Raw genomic sequence first — 17,468 nt, 5'->3', positions numbered from 1 at the left:
GCTGTCACATCAAGCCACGTCGATCTGCAACGCCCCGTCGCCCTCGTCGATCTTCACCGTCGAGCCATCCGGAATTTCGCCGCCGAGCAGCTTCTCGGCAAGCGGGTCCTGCAGGTAGCGCTGCACCGCGCGTTTGAGCGGCCTTGCGCCGTAGACCGGATCGTAGCCGACCCGTCCCAGCCAGCGCTCCGCCGCTTGCGTAAGGTCGAGCGTGATCTTGCGGTCCTTGAGCAACTTGGCCACCCGCGCGACCTGGATCTCGACGATCGGCGCCATGTGCTCGACCCCGAGCCGGTGGAACAGGATGATCTCGTCCAGCCGGTTGAGGAACTCGGGCCGGAAGTGGCTGCGCACCACTTCCATGACCTGCGGCTCGACATGGCTGACGTCCTCGCCCTCGCCGAGGTTGGCGAGGTACTGGCTACCAAGGTTGCTGGTCAGGATGATAAGCGTGTTGGTGAAGTCCACCACGCGGCCCTGTCCGTCGGTCAGGCGCCCGTCGTCGAGCACTTGCAGCAGCACGTTGAACACGTCGCCGTGGGCCTTCTCGACCTCGTCGAACAGCACGACCTGATAGGGCCGCCGCCGCACCGCCTCGGTCAGCACGCCGCCCTCGTCATAACCGACATAGCCCGGAGGCGCGCCGATCAGGCGGCTGACCGAGTGTTTCTCCATGAATTCGGACATGTCGATGCGGACCATCGCGCTGTCGTCATCGAACAGGAAGCCGGCGAGCGCCTTGGTGAGCTCGGTCTTGCCGACGCCCGTGGGGCCGAGAAACAGGAACGAGCCCAGCGGCCGGTTCGGGTCCTGCAGACCCGCCCGCGCGCGCCGCACGGCCTTCGACACCGCGACCACGGCATCGCGCTGGCCGATCACCCGCTTGCCGAGCGTCTCTTCCATCTTGAGCAGCTTCTCGCGCTCGCCTTCCATCATCCGGTCGACCGGAATGCCGGTCCAGCGGCTGACGACCGCGGCGATGTCCTCGCTGGTCACTTCCTCGCGCAGCAGAGCGTTGCCCGCCTGGCCTTCCGCCTCGGCAAGCTGCTTCTCCAGTTCGGGAATGCGACCATAGGTCAGCTCGCCGGCCTTGGCATAGTCGCCGCCGCGCTGGGCCTGGTCGAGCTCGATCCGCGCCGCATCGAGCGCTTCCTTGATCTTGCCTTCGGAAGCGATCTTGTCGCGCTCGTTCTGCCAGCGCGTGGTCAGCTCGGCCGACTGCTGCTCGAGGTTGGCCAACTCGTCGCGCAAGGCGGTGAGCCGGTCCTTGGAGGCCTGGTCGGTCTCCTTGCCCAGCGCCATTTCCTCGATCTTGAGCTGGATGATGCGCCGGTCGAGATTCTCGATCTCCTCGGGCTTGCTCTCCACTTCCATGCGGATGCGGCTGGCGGCTTCGTCCATCAGGTCGATCGCCTTGTCGGGCAGGAAGCGGTCGGCAATGTAGCGGTTGGACAGCGTCGCCGCGGCGACGATCGCGTTGTCGGCGATGCGCACGCCGTGGTGCAGCTCGTACTTCTCCTTGATCCCGCGCAGGATCGAGATCGTGTCCTCGACCGTCGGCTCGCCGACGAAGACCGGCTGGAACCGCCGCTGCAGCGCGGGGTCCTTCTCGACGTACTTCTGGTACTCGTCGAGCGTGGTCGCGCCGATGCAGTGCAGCTCACCGCGGGCCAGTGCGGGCTTGAGCAGGTTGGAAGCGTCCATCGAGCCTTCGGACGCGCCCGCGCCGATCAGCGTGTGCATCTCGTCGATGAACAGGATGATCTCGCCCTCGGCGCCCTTGACCTCGTCGAGCACGGACTTCAGCCGCTCCTCGAATTCGCCGCGATACTTCGCGCCAGCGATCAGGCTACCCATGTCGAGCGCCATCAGGCGGCGGTCCTTGAGGCTGTCGGGCACGTCGCCGTTGGCGATGCGCAGCGCCAGGCCCTCGGCGATCGCGGTCTTGCCGACGCCGGGCTCGCCGATCAGCGCGGGGTTGTTCTTGGTCCGGCGGGCGAGGATCTGGACGGTGCGGCGGATCTCCTCGTCGCGGCCGATGACCGGATCGAGCTTGCCGTCGCGCGCCGCTTCGGTGAGATCGCGCGCATACTTCTTCATCGCCTCATAGGCGTTCTCCGCACCCGCGCTGTCGGCCGTGCGGCCGCCGCGGAGCTGGGTGATCGCGGCTTCGAGCGCCTGCGGCGTGACGTTCGCCGCCTTCAATGCCTGCCCCGCAGGCGTGGTCGTGGCGAGCGCGAGCGCGACCAGCAGCCACTCGACGGTGACGAAGCTGTCGCCCGATTTCTGGGCGATCTGCTCGGCCTGGTCGAGCACGCGCACGGCATCGTTGTCGAGCCCGGGCGTCTGCTGCGCGCCGCCGCCCGACACCGCCGGTACCTTGGCCAGCGCCTTGTCGACTTCCTGCACGGCGAAGGCGGGATTGCCGCCGGCGCGCTGGATCAGCCCCGCGGCCATGCCTTCACTGTCTTCGAGCAGGGCCTTGAGGATATGGTCGGGGGTGATCCGCTGGTGGTTCATGCGGATTGCAACCGTCTGCGCGGACTGCAGGAATCCCTTGGCGCGGTCGGTGAATTTCTCGAGGTTCATGGGGTAACTGCCTCCTGTCGGCTAGGAGATAGTGTTGCGGATTGGCCACACAAGATTACACCGCAGCAATTTTCTTGTGCATGATGACTCCGCCCCCTTCCTATACGGGGCGATCCGTCGTTTCGTTCCTGGCCGACGGGAGGGGTAATCCACATGATCGAAATGAGGAAGCGGGCATGGCCGCACTGACCCCCGGCGCCTCGCCTGCCGACGCCGCGGACGGCCACATCGAAGCGCCGGGCCTGCAGCCCTTCGTCATGGCGCTGTTCTTTATCTTCGGCGGGATCACCTCGCTCAACGACGTCATCATTCCCAAGCTCAAAGAGCTGTTCACGCTCAACTACATGCAGGCGATGCTCGTGCAGTCGGCGTTCTTCGCCGCCTACTTCATCGTCTCGATCCCCGGCGCAGCGCTGGTCAAGCGGATCGGCTACATGCGCGGCGCCGTGGCGGGGCTGCTGCTGATGATGGCGGGCTGCCTGCTGTTCGTGCCGGCCTCGAGCAGCGCGACCTTCGGCGTGTTCCTGTTCGCACTGTTCGTTCTGGCGAGCGGGATCACGATCGTCCAGGTCGTCGCCAATCCGCTGATCTCGCTACTCGGCCCGCCGCGGACCGCACCCAGCCGGCTTACCTTCGCGCAGGCGTTCAATTCGCTCGGCACGACGCTGTTTCCCTATGTCGGGTCGATTCTCATCCTCGGCACACTGGCGCAGGCCAGCGCCGGTACGCTCTCAGGCGCGGCGCTCGACGCCTATCGCGTCAGGGAAACCCAGATCGTGGTGCAATCCTACCTCGGCCTGGCCGCGGCGCTCGCCGTCGTCGCGGGCGTCGTCTGGCTCAATCGAAACCGACTGAAGCACGAGGATCACGAGGGCGGCGTGCTCGCCGGCTTCGGCCTACTCAAGCGGCCGCGCTTCGCCTTCGGCACGCTCTGCATCTTCCTCTATGTCGGTGCCGAGGTGTCGATCGGCTCGATGATCGTCAACTACCTCCGCCAGCCCGAAGTGATGGGACTGGCCGAGCAGGCGGCAGGCAAGCTGATCCCGCTCTACTGGGGCGGTGCGCTGATCGGGCGGTTTCTCGGCTCAGCGCTGCTGCGGGTGATCAATCCGGGCAAGATCCTGGCGTTCCAGGCTCTGGGCGCGATCGCGCTGATCCTTGTTTCGGCGAACACGACGGGCACTGTCGCAGGCTACAGTCTGCTGGCGATCGGACTGATGAACTCGATCATGTTCCCGACCATCTTCAGCCTCGGCTGCGAAGGCCTGGGCGCGCGCGCGGCCGACGGTTCCGGGGTAATCTGCGTAGCCATCGTCGGCGGCGCGGTGATCCCGCCGCTGACCGGCCACGTCGCCGATCTCAGTGGACACCTGGCCTTTGCGCTGGTCGTGCCGGCGCTCTGCTATCTCGTGATCGCCGCTTTCGGAAACTTTGCGCGGCGGCCGGTCGAGCCGCTAGAACCCGCCGATGTTCGAGCTTAGCGACGTTGCGGTTTCCTATGGCGGTACGCCTGCGCTTGCCCCGACCTCGCTGTCGATCATGGCCGGCGAGACGCTGGTCCTGCTCGGTCCCTCGGGCTCGGGCAAGTCGACCTTGCTGCGCTCGCTGGCGGGCCTGACACCGTTTACCGGTACCCTGCGTTTCGAGGGCGCGCCGGTGACCGACTGGCGCGCGGTGCGCCGGCGGCTCGGCTACGTCATTCAGGACGGCGGGCTGTTCCCGCACCTGACCGCAAGTGGCAATGTCACACTGATGGCGCGTGAACTGGGTTGGGATGCGGCGCGCATCGCTGCGCGGGTCGAGGAACTGGCCGGGCTGGTCGCGCTCGAACCGGCCCAGCTCGACCGCTTCCCCGCCGAGCTTTCGGGCGGCCAGCGCCAGCGCGTGGCGATGATGCGCGCGCTGATGCTCGATCCCGCGGTGCTGCTGCTCGACGAACCGCTCTCAGCGCTCGACCCAATCACCCGCGTGCGGCTGGCCGGCGAACTGCGCGACATCTTTGCCGAGCTCGGCAAGACCGTGGTGATGGTCACGCATAGCCTCGGCGAAGCGCGGTTCTTCGGCGGCACAGCCGTGCTGATGCGCGGCGGCGAGATCGTCCAGCAGGGGCCGATCGCCGACCTTGCGGAGAAGCCAGCCGACCCCTTCGTCACCGAATTCCTGGCCGCCGAGGAAGCGCTGTGATGAGGTGGCTGCTGATCATCCTCGCGCTGCTCGCGCTGCCGGCGCAGGCAGAGACGGTGGGCTCGAAGAAATTCACCGAAGGCGTGATCCTCGGCGAAGTCGCGCGGCTGGCGCTGGAGCGCGCGGGCGTGCCCGCCACACACCGCCGCGAGCTGGGCGGCAGCCGTATCCTGTGGGATGCGGTCAAGGCCGGCGATATCGACGTCTATCCCGATTACACGGGCACGCTGCGCTTCGAGATCCTGTCGGGCGAGCATCTGCCCGATGACGCCGCCCTGCCCCGCGCTCTCGCCGCACAAGGCCTCGCCATGTCCAAGCCCATCGGCTTCAGCAACGGCTATGCGCTGGCGATGCGCAGCGATGTCGCGCAGCGGCTGGGCATCGCAACGATCGGCGATCTGGCAAAGCACCCCGAACTCGCCGTCGGGCTCTCCAACGAATTCGTCGACCGGCAGGACGGCTGGCCCGCACTGTCGCGCGCCTATGACCTGACCGGGCTCAAGGTCCGCGGGATCGACCACGACCTTGCCTACCGCGCCCTCGCCGCCGACCAGATCGCGGTGACCGACGTCTATACGACCGACGCCGAAATCGCGACCTACAAGCTCACCGTGCTGCGCGACGACCGCGGGTTCTTCCCACGCTACGACGCGGTCTTCGTCTATCGCGCCGGCCTGCCCGGCAAAGCCGTCGCCGCGCTCAACGGCCTCGCCGGCTCGATCGACGAAGCGAAGATGCGCGAACTCAACCGCAAGGTGACGGTGGACAAGCTCAGCGAGACCGCTGCCGCCGGCCTCGCCTTGGGTGAAGCGCAGACGGCAAGCCACGAGGACGGCCTGTGGCAACGCCTGGTCGAACGCACGCTCGAACACCTCTGGCTGGTCGCGGTGTCGCTGATTGCCGCGCTGATCGTCGCCTTGCCGCTCGGCATCGCCGCTGCCCGTAATCCACGCCTCGGCGCGCTAGTGCTGTCGGCGACGGGCGTGCTGCAGACGATCCCCAGCCTCGCGCTATTCGTCATGCTGATCCCTTTCCTAGGCATCGGCGCGGCGCCGACGATCGCGGCACTGTTCCTATATTCGCTGCTGCCGATCGTGCGGAACACCCATGCCGGGCTGACCGGCATCTCCCCCGCCCTGCTCGACAGCGCCGACGCTCTGGGCCTGTCGCGCGCCGCAAGACTTAAGCGGATCGAACTGCCGCTTGCCGTACCGACGATCATGGCCGGCATCCGCACCGCCGCGGTGATCGCCGTCGGTCTGGCAACGCTGGGCGCTATCATCGGCGCAGGCGGCTATGGCCAGCCGATCCTTACCGGCATCCGCCTGAACGACACCGGCCTGATCCTCGAAGGCGCGATTCCCGCCGCAGTCATGGCGTTGGTGATCGAAGCGCTGTTCCATCTGCTCCAGACCGCGGTCACGCCGCGCGGCTTGCGCCTGAAAGCTGCCGACTAGGACTTGGCCACTCGCCCAGTTCCGCATATGCACGCGCCGGAATACGGCTTTCGGAGAGACACGGCGTGGCGAAATTCAGCTTGGAGCAGGCAGCGGCGGTTGCCGCGATCCAGCAGGTCATCAACGAGTGGGGCGATGAGCTCGACCAGAACAGTGGCCTCAAGATCGCCGAAGCCAAGGTCCTGACCGACGACGTCCAGTACTTCGTCGGCGGCGAATGGCGCGAGAGCCTCGCTGCGACCGCGCAGTTCTATCAGGACCGGTGGGACCGCCTGACCGCCGCCGGCGGCGCGCCGGTGATGCGGCACCTGCACAGCAACTACCGCATCAAGTTCGCGGCCGACGATCACGCTGCGATCACCTTCCAGCTGCTGTTCTTCGCCAAGGTCGGCGAGCCGCCCTTCGTCGGCTACTGCGACCCGCTGGCCGTCGCCGACGTGCGCATGGAATGCCGCCGCGACGAGACGGGCGACTGGAAGATCAGCCGGTTCGACAGCGGGCAGATATTCCAGCGCGGATAGAGGCATAGCGTCGTCCCCGCTTCCCCGACGAAGGGGAATGGGCCACAAGGCGCGCCATGCGTCGATTCCTTCTCGCTTCGCTTTCCGCCCTGGCCCTCTCCGCCTGCGCGACCCAGCCCACCGCCCCGGTAGCCACCGCCGCCCCGCCACCCGCCGCCGCGCCCGAGCCGGCGCCGCTGAGCGCGCTCGTCAAGGCGGTGGACATTCCCTACGAGAGCTTCACCCTGGCCAACGGCCTGACGGTCCTCGTCCATACCGACCGCAAGGCGCCGATCGTCGGCGTTACGACCTATTACCGCATCGGCTCGAAGTACGAGCCACGCGGCAAGACCGGCTTCGCCCACCTTTACGAGCACATCTTCTTCGGCGGCTCCGAGAACGTGCCCAATTTCGACAAGCCGCTCGAAGCCGCGGGCTCCACCCCGTCCAACGGCTCGACCTGGTATGACCGCACCAATTACGTCGAGACCGTCCCCAAGGGCGCGCTCGACATGGCGCTGTTCATGGAAAGCGACCGCATGGGCCATCTGCTCGGCGCGCTGACCCAGGACAAGCTCGATAAACAGCGCGGCGTTGTCCAGAACGAGAAGCGGCAGAACGACAACCAGCCCTATGGTCTGGCCGACTATGCCGTCGGCGACGGGCTGTTCCCGATCGGCCACCCCTATCGCCACGCGACGATCGGCTCGATGGCCGATCTCGATGCGGCGAGCCTCAATGACGTGCGCCAGTGGTTCAAGGATCACTATGGCCCGAACAATGCGGTGCTCTCGCTCGCCGGCGACATCGACGCCGCCACGGCTCGGCCCCTCGTCGAGAAGTGGTTCGGCGACATTCCGCGCGGGCCCGAGGTCAAGCGGATCGTCACGGGGCCGGTCACGCTCACCGCCCCGGCCAAGCGCGAGATGGCCGACCAGGTGCCCGTGCTGCGCCTCAGCCGCAACTGGAGCGGCCCCGGGCTCAACGATCCCGATACGATCGCGCTGCAGGTGGGCCTCCACATCCTCGGCGGCTTGTCGAGCTCGCGGCTCGACAACGTGCTGGTGCGCAGCGAGCAACTCGCGGTCTCGGTCTCGGCCGGGTCGCAACCGTTCGAGCAGGTCTCGTTCCTAGCCGCCTCGATGGACGTGAAGCCCGGCGTCGACCGGGCCAAGGCCGAGGCTCGCTTCGACCAGCTCATCCAGCAATATGTCGCGGAGGGTCCGACCGAGGACGAGCTGCGCCGCGCCGCGACGAGCATCCTGTCGAGCCAGATCGGCGCTCTGGAGGAAGTCGGCGGGTTCAACGGCAAGGGCGCGACGCTCGCCGAGGGCCAGCTCTATTCGGACGATCCCGCGCAGTACAAGAAGGACCTCGAGCGTATCGCCGCGCTGACCCCGGCGGACGTCAAGGCCGCGCTCCAGCGCTGGCTCGGCCGGCCGACCTTCTCGCTAGCCGTCGTGCCGGGTAACCGCACCGAAAAGGGCGAGACGATGGGCGGCTGGGGCGACGAAGTGCCCGGCGCGCCGGCGCCGAAGCCTGCCAAGCCCGGGGCCGCGGTGCCGGCCGGACCGAAGCGTGCCACGCCGCCGGTCGCGCCCGTCGGCGACCTCGCCGTGCCCGCGATCGAGCACGCCACGCTGTCCAACGGCATCCCGGTCACGCTCGCCCGGCGCACCGCGATTCCCAAAGTCATGGTCTCGCTCGGCTTCGACGCCGGCTATTCGGCCGACGCGCTCGACACGCCGGGCACGCAGTCGCTGATGCTCAAGATGCTCGACGAGGGCACGGCGACGCGCAGCGCGACACAGATCGCCGAGGAGCAGGAGCGGCTCGGCGCCACTATCAACATCGGCGGCTCGATCGATACGAGCAGCATCAACCTCTCCGCCCTCACCGCCAATCTCGCGCCGTCGCTGGCGCTGATGGCCGACATCGCGCGCAATCCGGCCTTCGCCGACGGCGAGGTCGCGCGCGTCCGCGACCAGCAGCTCGCCACGCTGTCGCAGACCTTGGCCAACCCGCGCGCGCTGGCCAACCGCGAGCTCAGCAAGGTGCTGTTCGGCAGCCATCCCTATGGCATGCCGGCCGATGGCCTCGGCGACGCCAAGTCGGTTGCCGCACTCACCCCGGCCGCGCTGCGCGCCGCTCACGGCAAATGGGTGCGGCCCGATCTTGCCCGGATCACCGTCACGGGCGACGTGACCATGGCCGAGCTGCAGCCGCTGCTCGAAAAGGCCTTCGGCTCCTGGCAGGCGCCCACGACGCCCAAGCCGGTCAAGGACCTGACGGCCGCCATCCCCGCCCCGCACCCGCGCATCGTCCTGATCGACCGGCCCAACTCGCCGCAATCGGTGATCTACGCCGGCCGCGTTCTGCCCGTGACCGGCCGCACGCCAGACCTGGAAGCGCTCGACCTCGCCAACGAGGTCATCGGCGGGGGCTTCCTCTCGCGCCTCAACATGGACCTGCGCGAGGACAAGGGCTGGTCCTACGGCGTATCGAGCGCTGTCCGTACGCCCGCGGGTCCGCGTGTGCTGCTTGTCGGCGCGCCGGTACAGGCGGACAAGACCGGCGAAGCCATCCGCGCCATCGTCGCCGACATGAAGGCCTTCCCTGCCAAGAAGGGCGTCGATGCCGAGGAACTCAACCGCGTCACCGATGGAAACATCCGTTCCTTGCCCAACCGCTTCGAAAGCAACGGCGACGTGCTCGGCACGATCCTGACGAACCAGGTGCTCGGCCGACCCGATGATTACTACGCAACGCTCGCCAGCCGCTACCGCGCGGTCGATGCCAAGACGATCGACACGATGGCGCGGACCTATCTCCAGCCCGAAGGCCTGACCTTCGTGGTCGTGGGCGAGCGCAAGCAGGTCGAGCCGCAATTGAAGGCGCTGGGCATGCCGATCGAAATCGCACCCGCGGTCGACGGTGGAGCACCCGCCAGCGGCGATTGACTTCGGCGCACAAGGCGACACAACTGCCCCCAGCAGGAGGAGAATACCCATGTCCGTTGCCGGAACTTATGACGTCACGATCAAGACCCCGATGGGCGACCAGAAGGGCAAGCTGACCATCAATCCGGCGGGCGACAGCTTCACCGGCAGCGTCACCAGCGACATGATGGGTTCGATGGACATCACCGACGGCAAGATCGCCGGCGACACCGCCACCTGGACGATGGACATGAAAGTGCCGATGCCGATGACGCTCGAATGCGATGCGACGGTGGAGGGCGACGCGATCAGCGGCTCGATCAAGGCCGGCATGTTCGGCTCGATGGCAATGTCGGGCACGCGCGCGGGCTGAGTTCACCCGGGCTGGCGTGCTTTTGCCTGGCGATAAGAAAATCGCCCGTCCCGAGAATGATTATCTTGATCTAAAGCGTCCTGGTTTGCCAGCCGGCTCCTCGCAGGAAGGGCCGGCTGGGATGCCGGACGATATGCCCCTAAAGTCTGGCGCTATCGAAGATCGCCTGCGCCTTCGATCTGTCACGATCGAAATAATAGGTCGACGGTGCAACGAAATTGATCAGATAGAGCTGCCCTTTGACGACGGTGCCGACCGCAATGCCCTTGCGAGTCAGCATTTCTCCCTGGACCGTATACTGATAGGCAAATCGAACGGCGTCGTGCCCGTCGAGCTTGGTTGGCTCGATTGCGCCCATCTCGAACAGCGAGGTGTTCAAGCCCAGCCGCCACGAGCTTTCGAAGAATTCCGGAATGTCCGCGAGTTGCATCGCACCGTTCATCTTCGGTAGCGGCCGGCTCTTCTTGTTTGAGTCGCGCAGCAGGGTGCCGCCGGCGGCGAGGCCGGAGACGAAATAGAGCTGGTTGAGCGAGTCTCCGTCGAGCGTCCAGACCTCGCTCTGCTTAACCGGCCGCACGGAGCTCTGGTTCCAGTCCTCGCCCGGCGTGACCCGAAGGGTGCTTTTGGCAACCGCCGTTGCCATGCCGTGCGGGACGACTTTCCATCCGGCCATGGCAGGCGTAGCCGACAAGCCAAGCAGCGTGGCCGCCGCGATGGAGATGTGAAGCTTCCTCATGATCCTTCTCCAGCAAGCATAGCAATCATCGGTTTGTCGGGCGCCGAGGGCGCGCGGCGCAGATATTCGCGCAGGTCGGCGCGGCCGGCGTCGGCCTGGCCGAGTTTCTGCAGCGCCATTCCCCGTCCGCGCCACAATTCCGGCATCGTCCCGCCTGCGGCTACCGCCTCGCCGTAGAAGCCCACGGCTTTTTCCAGGTCTCCGGGAAGCGCGCGGCGGCGGTACAGCTCGCCGCGCGCATAGAGCAGCGCGGGAGTCCACCCTGCAGAAGCAAGGCTGGTCAGCAGATATTCGCTCGCGCCGAAATCGTTGAGCTTGAGCTGGTCGTCGACGAAGGCCGGCCACAGCGGCGCCAGCGCATGGCGATAGGCTTCGGCATCGTTCGCGCCGGCCACGCCCGGATTGGCGGCGGCGGCAGCGCGCAGGTTCTCGACGCGTTCGGCGGAGGGCGGATGCGTGGCGAACAGGCCGCCGTTCTTGTCCTTGCGCGACTTGGTATTCCGGGCCACGGCCGTGGCGTCCATTTCTTCGCGAAGACGCTCCCAGACGGTCGCCGCTTCGCGCGTGTCATAGCCTGCATCGGCCATCTTCGCGAGGCCGCCGGTATCCGCTTCGCGCTCCATATCGCGCGAGAAGCCGAAAACCGAACTGACCATCGCCAGGCCGGCGATCCCGGCATAGGGAATCAGGCTGAGGAAGCTCGCCGCATCGGTCTTTGCCTTGATGTCGCGGAACAGCTTGACCGTGTGGCGCTTCTCGAAATGGGTATATTCGTGCCCCAGCACCGCGGCGAGCTGCGCCTCGTTCTGCGTGCGCAGCAGCAGGCCGGACCAGACCTCCATCATCCCGTTCGGGGCCATGGTCGCATTGAACTGCGGCGTGCGGACGATGTAGAGCCGGACGTTGCGGCAGCGATCCGCGCCGACCGTCTTGCATAACACGCCGCGCACGTAGGCGTTGAGCGCCGGGTCACGGATTACCGAAGGCGAGTTGCGCAGACTGCGCTCGGCCTCGTCCACGGTCATCCACAATCCGCGCTCGTCGGCATCCTGTGGCTGGTAGAGTTGGTACTCGGCAGTCGCGGCTGGCGCCGGCGTCGGGGGAACCGCAGGCGGCTCGGCGGCAGCAGGCTGGGCAAGCGCCAGCATCGCCATGGCGGCGGCCAGCCTCCCGCGGGTCTCCAGGCGCGCCATCGCCCTGGTCAGCGGCTTTTCGCGACCGCGGCCGTTCGCAACTCTCCGGGCCGGGTGGGCATGCCGGCCATGATCGAGCGGACCATCGTGCGGGCGCCCTCCGCCTCGCGCACGTCGCCGTCCGATCCGCGTAGCACGTTGAACCAGACGATATTGCCCGAATCGAGTTCGACCAGCGAAACGTAGGCGACATGGACGCCGCCTCTCACGATCATGCAGGCGCCGATGATGCATCCCAGCGCGCCCATCACCTGCATCGCCTTGCGGCCGTCGCTGGCGAACTGGTCATTGGTCATGACGAAGAGGCCGTAGTTCGCTCCGGCGAGCTGTCCCAGCGTCCCGGCGCCCGGCCCCAGCGTGTAGGAGAAGTTTTCCTTCTTGGTCGGCAGCTTGCCGGCGCCCATTCCATACTTGTGGGCAAGGACCGCCTGTACCACCGCGCCATGCAGCGCGTTGTATTCGGAGACGGTCAGCTCGGGATCGGCGTCGGCCGATGCCGGTGCTGGTACCGGTGCAGCGCATTCGGCCGGAATGGTCGGCGCGGGAACGGCGGCCTCGGCAGGTACTGCGGCGCAGCGCTGGGCCACCGCCGCCTTTTGCTGGTTATAGTCGGATATCCGCTGCTCCATGCTGGAGAAGTTGAGCTGGCGCTCCGACATCTCGGCGGTCAGCGCCTTCTCGATCTGCTCGCGCGCCGACTTTGTCCAATCGGCGTTCGGCTGGGGCAAGCCGCCCGCGGTCAGCTCGCCGACAGAAACGTCCGGCCGCATCAGCACGATCGTCACCGGCTTGTCGGCCGGAAGCGCATATCCCTGAAGGGCAAAATCCTTGGTACCGGCCATCGCGGCAACCGGCTGAAGCACGGTTGCACACATGGCGCCCACAAGCGCGATTCTCCGCATCAATCCCCCCAAAGACTACCCCTGGGCGGAATGGTTAACGAGTGCGTCTAGCGAAACAATGACAAGCGCGAACAATTGCAGCCAAAATGGATCAATCGCTCAGCCCAGAGCCTTCTTGATCGCTTCGTTGACCAGCTGCGGGTTGCCCTTGCCCTGCATCGCCTTCATCGTCTGGCCGACGAAGAAGCCGAACAGGGCTTCCTTGCCGCCCTTGTACTGCTCGACCTTGTCGGCGTTGTCGGCGAGGACCTTGGCCACGGCGGCATCGATCGCGCCGGTGTCGGAGGTCTGCTTGAGGCCTTCGCGCTCGACGATTACGGCAGCGCCATCACCGGTTTCGAGCATCTTCTCGAAGACCTGCTTGGCGATCGTGCCCGAGATCGTGCTGTCAGCAACGAGCGCAAGCAATTCCGCCGCCTGCGAAGGACTTACCGGTGAAGTCTCAAGGTCTTTGCCAAGCCGGTTGAGCGCGCCGAAGAGTTCCGAGGTCAGCCAGTTGGCCGCCTGCTTGGCGACATCGGCGCCCGACTTGCCCTGCTTCGCTTCGCTCTCCGCCAGCAGCGCCTCGAACCAACGCGCGGTCTCGGCCTCGGCAGTGAGGATGTTGGCGTTGTAGGCGCTCAGGCCCAGCGCGGTCTCGTAACGGCCGCGCTTGGCGTCGGGCAATTCCGGCAGGCTGGCGCGGCAGTCCTCGAGGAAGGCATCGTCGAGCTCGAGCGGCAGAAGGTCGGGATCGGGGAAGTAGCGGTAGTCGTGCGCGTCTTCCTTCGAGCGCATCGAACGGGTCTCGTTGCGGTCGGGATCGTAGAGCCGGGTTTCCTGGACGACCCTGCCGCCGTCCTCGATCAGGTCGACTTGGCGGCGGGCTTCCTGCTCGACCACGGCCATGACGAAGCGCACCGAATTGACGTTCTTCGTTTCGGTCCGTGTGCCGAACTCGTCACCGGGCTTGCGCACGCTGACGTTGACGTCGGCGCGCATCGAGCCTTCTTCCATATTGCCGTCGCACGAGCCGACATATCGCAGGATCGTCCTGAGCTTACGCAGGTAAGCCCCTGCTTCAGCAGGCGAACGCATGTCCGGCCGACTGACGATCTCCATCAGCGCCACGCCCGAGCGGTTGAGGTCGACATAGGACATCGTCGGGTGCTGATCGTGCATCAGCTTGCCCGCGTCCTGCTCGACGTGGATGCGCTCGATGCCGATCTGCTTGGTCGAGGTGTCGGGGTTCTTCTCGTCGAGGACGATGTCGATCTGCCCCTCGCCCACCAGCGGGTGGTAGAGCTGGCTGATCTGATAGCCCTGCGGCAGATCGGCGTAGAAGTAGTTCTTGCGATCGAAGCGCGACCACTTGTTGATCGGCGCATTGATCGCCATGCCGGTGCGCACCGCCTGGCGGATGCACTCCTTGTTCAGCACGGGCAGCATGCCGGGCATCGCCGCGTCGACCAGCGACACCTGCGAATTGGGCTCGGCGCCGAATTCGGTAGCCGAACCCGAGAACAGCTTCGACTTCGAGACGACCTGCGCGTGGACCTCGAGGCCGATCACGACCTCCCAGTCACCGGTTGCGCCCTGGATGCGATATTCGCTCATGTTACCACCACTTCCCGGGCTTGGCGGTAAAGCCAGTCCGCTGCTCGATCGCGAGGCCGGCGTTTAGCACGCCCTGCTCGTCGAAAGGCTTGCCGATGATCTGGAGACCGAGCGGCAGGCCTTCAAGGTTGAGACCGGCCGGCACCGACATCGCCGGCAGGCCGGCGAGGCTCGCGGGGACCGAGAACACGTCGTTGAGGTACATCTCAAGCGGATCGGCGCTCTTCTCGCCAAGCGCGAAGGAGGCGCTGGGCGTGGTCGGCGCGAGGATCACGTCGCACTGGCTCCAGGCCTGTGCGAAATCGCGTGAGATAAGCGTCCTAACCTTCTGAGCCTGGGTGTAATAGGCATCGTAGAAGCCGGCCGAGAGCACGTAGGTGCCGATCAGGATGCGGCGCTTGACCTCGGCGCCGAAGCCCTCGGCGCGGGTGGCGGCATACATGTCCTGCAGGCCGGCCCCATCAGGCAGGTCGCGCAGGCCGTAGCGTACGCCGTCGTAGCGCGCGAGGTTCGACGAGGCCTCTGCCGGCGCGATGATGTAGTAGGCCGGCAGCGCATATTTTGTGTGCGGCAGGCTGATGTCGACGATCTCGGCGCCGGCGTCCTTGAGCCAGGCGATGCCCTGCTCCCACGACTTGACGATCTCGTCGGCCGTGCCGTCCATGCGATATTCGCGCGGAATGCCGACCTTCTTGCCCTTGAGGTCGCCCGAGAGGCCTGCTTCCCAGGCCGGGACCGGCAGGTCGAGGCTGGTCGAATCCTTGGGATCGAAACCGGCCATCGCTTCGAGCATGATCGCGCAGTCGCGCACGTCGCGCGCCATCGGGCCCGCCTGGTCGAGCGAGGAGGCGAAAGCGACGATGCCCCAGCGCGAGCAGCGGCCGTAGGTCGGCTTGATGCCGGCGATGCCGGTGAAGGCCGCGGGCTGGCGGATCGAGCCGCCGGTGTCGGTGCCCGTCGCCGCGGGGGCGAGGCGCGCAGAGACGGCCGCGCTCGAACCGCCCGAGGACCCCCCGGGGGCGAGCGAGGCATTGCCGCCGTCGTTGCGCTTCCACGGCGAGATGACATTGCCGAAATAGCTGGTCTCGTTCGACGAGCCCATGGCGAACTGGTCGAGGTTGAGCTTGCCCAGCATGCCCGCGCCCGCGTCCCACAGCTTCTGCGAAACGGTGGACTCGTATTCGGGCTTGAAGCCTTCGAGGATGTGGCTCGCCGCGGTAGTCTGGACGCCCTTGGTCGCGAAGAGGTCCTTCATGCCGATCGGCACGCCGGCCAGCTTGCCCAGCGCCGTGCCGGCGGCGCGGTCGGCATCGACCTTGCTCGCGGCTTCGAGCGCCTTTTCGGGCGTCGGCACGATGAAGGCGTTGAGCGCCTGCTGGGCGGCGGCGACGTTGGCGTTGAACGCCGCGGCCACTTCGACGGCTTTGAAATCGCCCTTGGCCACGCCTTCGCGGATGGCGGCGACGCCGAGTTCGGTCAGGTCTGTCATTCGATCACTTTCGGCACGCCGAAGAAGCCATGCTCGGCGGCGGGGGCATTGGCCAGGACTGCGTCGCGCTTGTTGCCGCCGGTCAGCGGATCGGCGTCGATCACGTCCTCGCGCAGGCGCAGATGGTTCTCGATGACCGCGGTCATCGGTTCGACGCCGGTGACGTCGACTTCGCCGAGCTGTTCCACCCAGGCGAGGATTCCGTTGAGTTCGGGGACCATGGCCGCGACTTCCGCCTCGCTCACTTTGATGCGGGCGAGAGCGGCGATCTTGGCCACGGTGGCTGTATCGACCGACATGGCTGTACCTTCAATCTAAGCTGCGAAACGGATTAGGGATGCGGCGCACCCTCGGGCCCAGCGCCACCAGGGATGCCCTCGGGGATTCCGCCCGGAGGCATGCCGCCGGGGGCACCGTGCGGCGCGCCGCCGCCTTGCTGCATCTGTTGCATCTGCTGCATCATCTGCATCTGGCGCTGGTATTCCTGGCCGCTGATGAAGTCGCGCAGCTCGATCTCGAAAGTCAGATCGGTGTTCGGCGGGATCTCGCCCGCGCCCTTGGCGCCATAGGCGAGCTCGGACGGGATATGGACCGTGTACTTGCCGCCCTTCTGCATCTGCTCGAGCGCCTTGGTGAAGCCCGGGATCACGCCCTGCAGCGGGAACACGGCGTTCTGCTGCTGGTCGAACACCTTCCCGTCGGGCAGCGTGCCCTTGTAGTTGATCAGCGCGACGTCGGTCAGCGTCGGCGAAGGCCCCGCGCCCTTGGTGATCGTGTCGATATCGACGCGCGGCGGCATGGCCGCCCAGGCGATCCCGCCGGCGGCGAGCGCGGCAGCGGCGACGCCGAGCCAGATCTTGGTGAGCGAGCCCTTGGCGATGGGCTGAAGAGGAACGCGGGTGATCTCGGTCATCTGGCTATCCTGAAAAGACATCTCGTGCCTGAAAGGCAGCAAAAAGGGCGCGGAACGTGATTCCGCGCCCTCATGGCGTATCGCAAGGCGTGGTTCAAGCTTGCTGGCAAACCTGCGGAAGGCTTGCCACCAGCAACCTACTTGACGCCGTCGCGCTCCAGCCGCTTGCGCTCCAGCTTGCGGGCGCGGCGGACGGCCGCGGCCTTTTCGCGGGCGCGCTTCTCGGAGGGCTTCTCGTAGTGACGGCGCAGCTTCATCTCGCGGTACACGCCCTCACGCTGCAGCTTCTTCTTGAGCGCGCGCAGGGCCTGGTCGACATTGTTGTCGCGGACGAGAATTTGCATAAACCGACACACCTCACAGATCGAAGGCCAGAACCCCGCCAATGCAAATGGCGGGGGATTGCCCGAAATTGAACAATAGAAAAGCGAAGCCGAATCCGCTTGGATCGGCTCGGAATGGCGGCCCGCTACCAAAGCATGGGAGCAAAGGCAACCCCGCAAGCGGCCGAATCCGGCCCTCAAGCTGGTAATTCGGCTGGACTGTGCGGCCTATGACACAGAATTCATTTGCCTTGCAGCCGGCACGAGCCGATTT

The 17,468-nt window shown here is 66.4% G+C and carries 15 protein-coding genes; 6 read left to right on the top strand and 9 right to left on the bottom strand.

The features are described from left to right. Positions 1–9 precede the first annotated feature (9 nt). On the bottom strand, positions 10–2,589 hold the full coding sequence (gene clpB, locus KRR38_RS02735) for an ATP-dependent chaperone ClpB (protein ID WP_217398392.1): 2,580 nt from the start codon (positions 2,587–2,589) through the stop codon (positions 10–12). Positions 2,590–2,765: 176 nt separating this feature from the next. Here clpB and KRR38_RS02730 point away from each other — a divergent pair, with 176 nt between their 5' ends. From KRR38_RS02730 to KRR38_RS02705, 6 genes are all read left to right on the top strand, one after another. Then, the gene (locus tag KRR38_RS02730; RefSeq protein WP_217398390.1) at positions 2,766–4,070 is read left to right on the top strand and encodes a sugar MFS transporter; all 1,305 of its coding nucleotides are present in this window, start codon (positions 2,766–2,768) and stop codon (positions 4,068–4,070) included. Next, complete coding sequence (locus KRR38_RS02725; protein WP_217398388.1) at positions 4,057–4,773, top strand: ATP-binding cassette domain-containing protein; 717 nt, start codon at positions 4,057–4,059, stop codon at positions 4,771–4,773. Before KRR38_RS02730 ends, KRR38_RS02725 begins: the two co-directional genes overlap by 14 nt. Continuing rightward, a complete protein-coding gene (locus KRR38_RS02720) occupies positions 4,773–6,230 on the top strand; it encodes a glycine betaine ABC transporter substrate-binding protein (protein ID WP_217398386.1) in 1,458 nt (485 codons plus the stop codon). The genes KRR38_RS02725 and KRR38_RS02720 overlap by 1 nt, the downstream gene beginning before the upstream one ends. Before the next feature lie 65 nt (positions 6,231–6,295). Further along, the gene (locus KRR38_RS02715) at positions 6,296–6,751 is read left to right on the top strand and encodes a nuclear transport factor 2 family protein (protein WP_217398384.1); all 456 of its coding nucleotides are present in this window, start codon (positions 6,296–6,298) and stop codon (positions 6,749–6,751) included. A gap of 56 nt (positions 6,752–6,807) precedes the next feature. Then, complete coding sequence (locus KRR38_RS02710; protein WP_217398382.1) at positions 6,808–9,690, top strand: pitrilysin family protein; 2,883 nt, start codon at positions 6,808–6,810, stop codon at positions 9,688–9,690. Positions 9,691–9,739: 49 nt separating this feature from the next. Continuing rightward, the gene (locus tag KRR38_RS02705) at positions 9,740–10,042 is read left to right on the top strand and encodes a hypothetical protein (protein WP_217398380.1); all 303 of its coding nucleotides are present in this window, start codon (positions 9,740–9,742) and stop codon (positions 10,040–10,042) included. 139 nt (positions 10,043–10,181) lie between these two features. Here the strand turns inward: KRR38_RS02705 and KRR38_RS02700 are convergent, their stop codons facing one another. The 8 genes from KRR38_RS02700 to rpsU form a co-directional block, all read right to left on the bottom strand. Next, on the bottom strand, positions 10,182–10,778 hold the full coding sequence (locus tag KRR38_RS02700) for a hypothetical protein (protein WP_217398378.1): 597 nt from the start codon (positions 10,776–10,778) through the stop codon (positions 10,182–10,184). After that, complete coding sequence (locus tag KRR38_RS02695; protein ID WP_217398376.1) at positions 10,775–11,971, bottom strand: M48 family metallopeptidase; 1,197 nt, start codon at positions 11,969–11,971, stop codon at positions 10,775–10,777. Before KRR38_RS02695 ends, KRR38_RS02700 begins: the two co-directional genes overlap by 4 nt. Positions 11,972–11,979: 8 nt before the next feature. After that, positions 11,980–12,855 carry a hypothetical protein gene (locus KRR38_RS02690; protein ID WP_217398374.1) on the bottom strand — a complete coding sequence of 292 codons (876 nt, stop codon included), beginning with the start codon at positions 12,853–12,855 and terminating at the stop codon, positions 11,980–11,982. A 117-nt stretch (positions 12,856–12,972) separates the two neighbouring features. Continuing rightward, the gene (gene gatB / locus KRR38_RS02685) at positions 12,973–14,469 is read right to left on the bottom strand and encodes an Asp-tRNA(Asn)/Glu-tRNA(Gln) amidotransferase subunit GatB (protein ID WP_217398372.1); all 1,497 of its coding nucleotides are present in this window, start codon (positions 14,467–14,469) and stop codon (positions 12,973–12,975) included. Between the two features lies 1 nt (position 14,470). After that, on the bottom strand, positions 14,471–15,958 hold the full coding sequence (gatA, locus tag KRR38_RS02680) for an Asp-tRNA(Asn)/Glu-tRNA(Gln) amidotransferase subunit GatA (RefSeq protein WP_217398370.1): 1,488 nt from the start codon (positions 15,956–15,958) through the stop codon (positions 14,471–14,473). Continuing rightward, positions 15,955–16,257 carry an Asp-tRNA(Asn)/Glu-tRNA(Gln) amidotransferase subunit GatC gene (gatC, locus tag KRR38_RS02675; protein WP_217398368.1) on the bottom strand — a complete coding sequence of 101 codons (303 nt, stop codon included), beginning with the start codon at positions 16,255–16,257 and terminating at the stop codon, positions 15,955–15,957. The genes gatA and gatC overlap by 4 nt, the downstream gene beginning before the upstream one ends. A gap of 32 nt (positions 16,258–16,289) precedes the next feature. Continuing rightward, entirely contained in the window at positions 16,290–16,871 is a 582-nt protein-coding gene (locus tag KRR38_RS02670) for an FKBP-type peptidyl-prolyl cis-trans isomerase (RefSeq protein ID WP_217398366.1), read from the bottom strand. Between the two features lie 137 nt (positions 16,872–17,008). Further along, positions 17,009–17,215, bottom strand: coding sequence for a 30S ribosomal protein S21 (rpsU, locus tag KRR38_RS02665; RefSeq protein WP_217398364.1), 207 nt, complete (start codon positions 17,213–17,215; stop codon positions 17,009–17,011). Positions 17,216–17,468: the final 253 nt, after the last annotated feature.

The organism is Novosphingobium sp. G106 (genome assembly GCF_019075875.1).
Lineage (GTDB): Bacteria > Pseudomonadota > Alphaproteobacteria > Sphingomonadales > Sphingomonadaceae > Novosphingobium.
The sequence above is the reverse complement of the archived record's forward strand: the minus strand, read 5'-3'. Positions and strand labels throughout refer to the sequence as shown.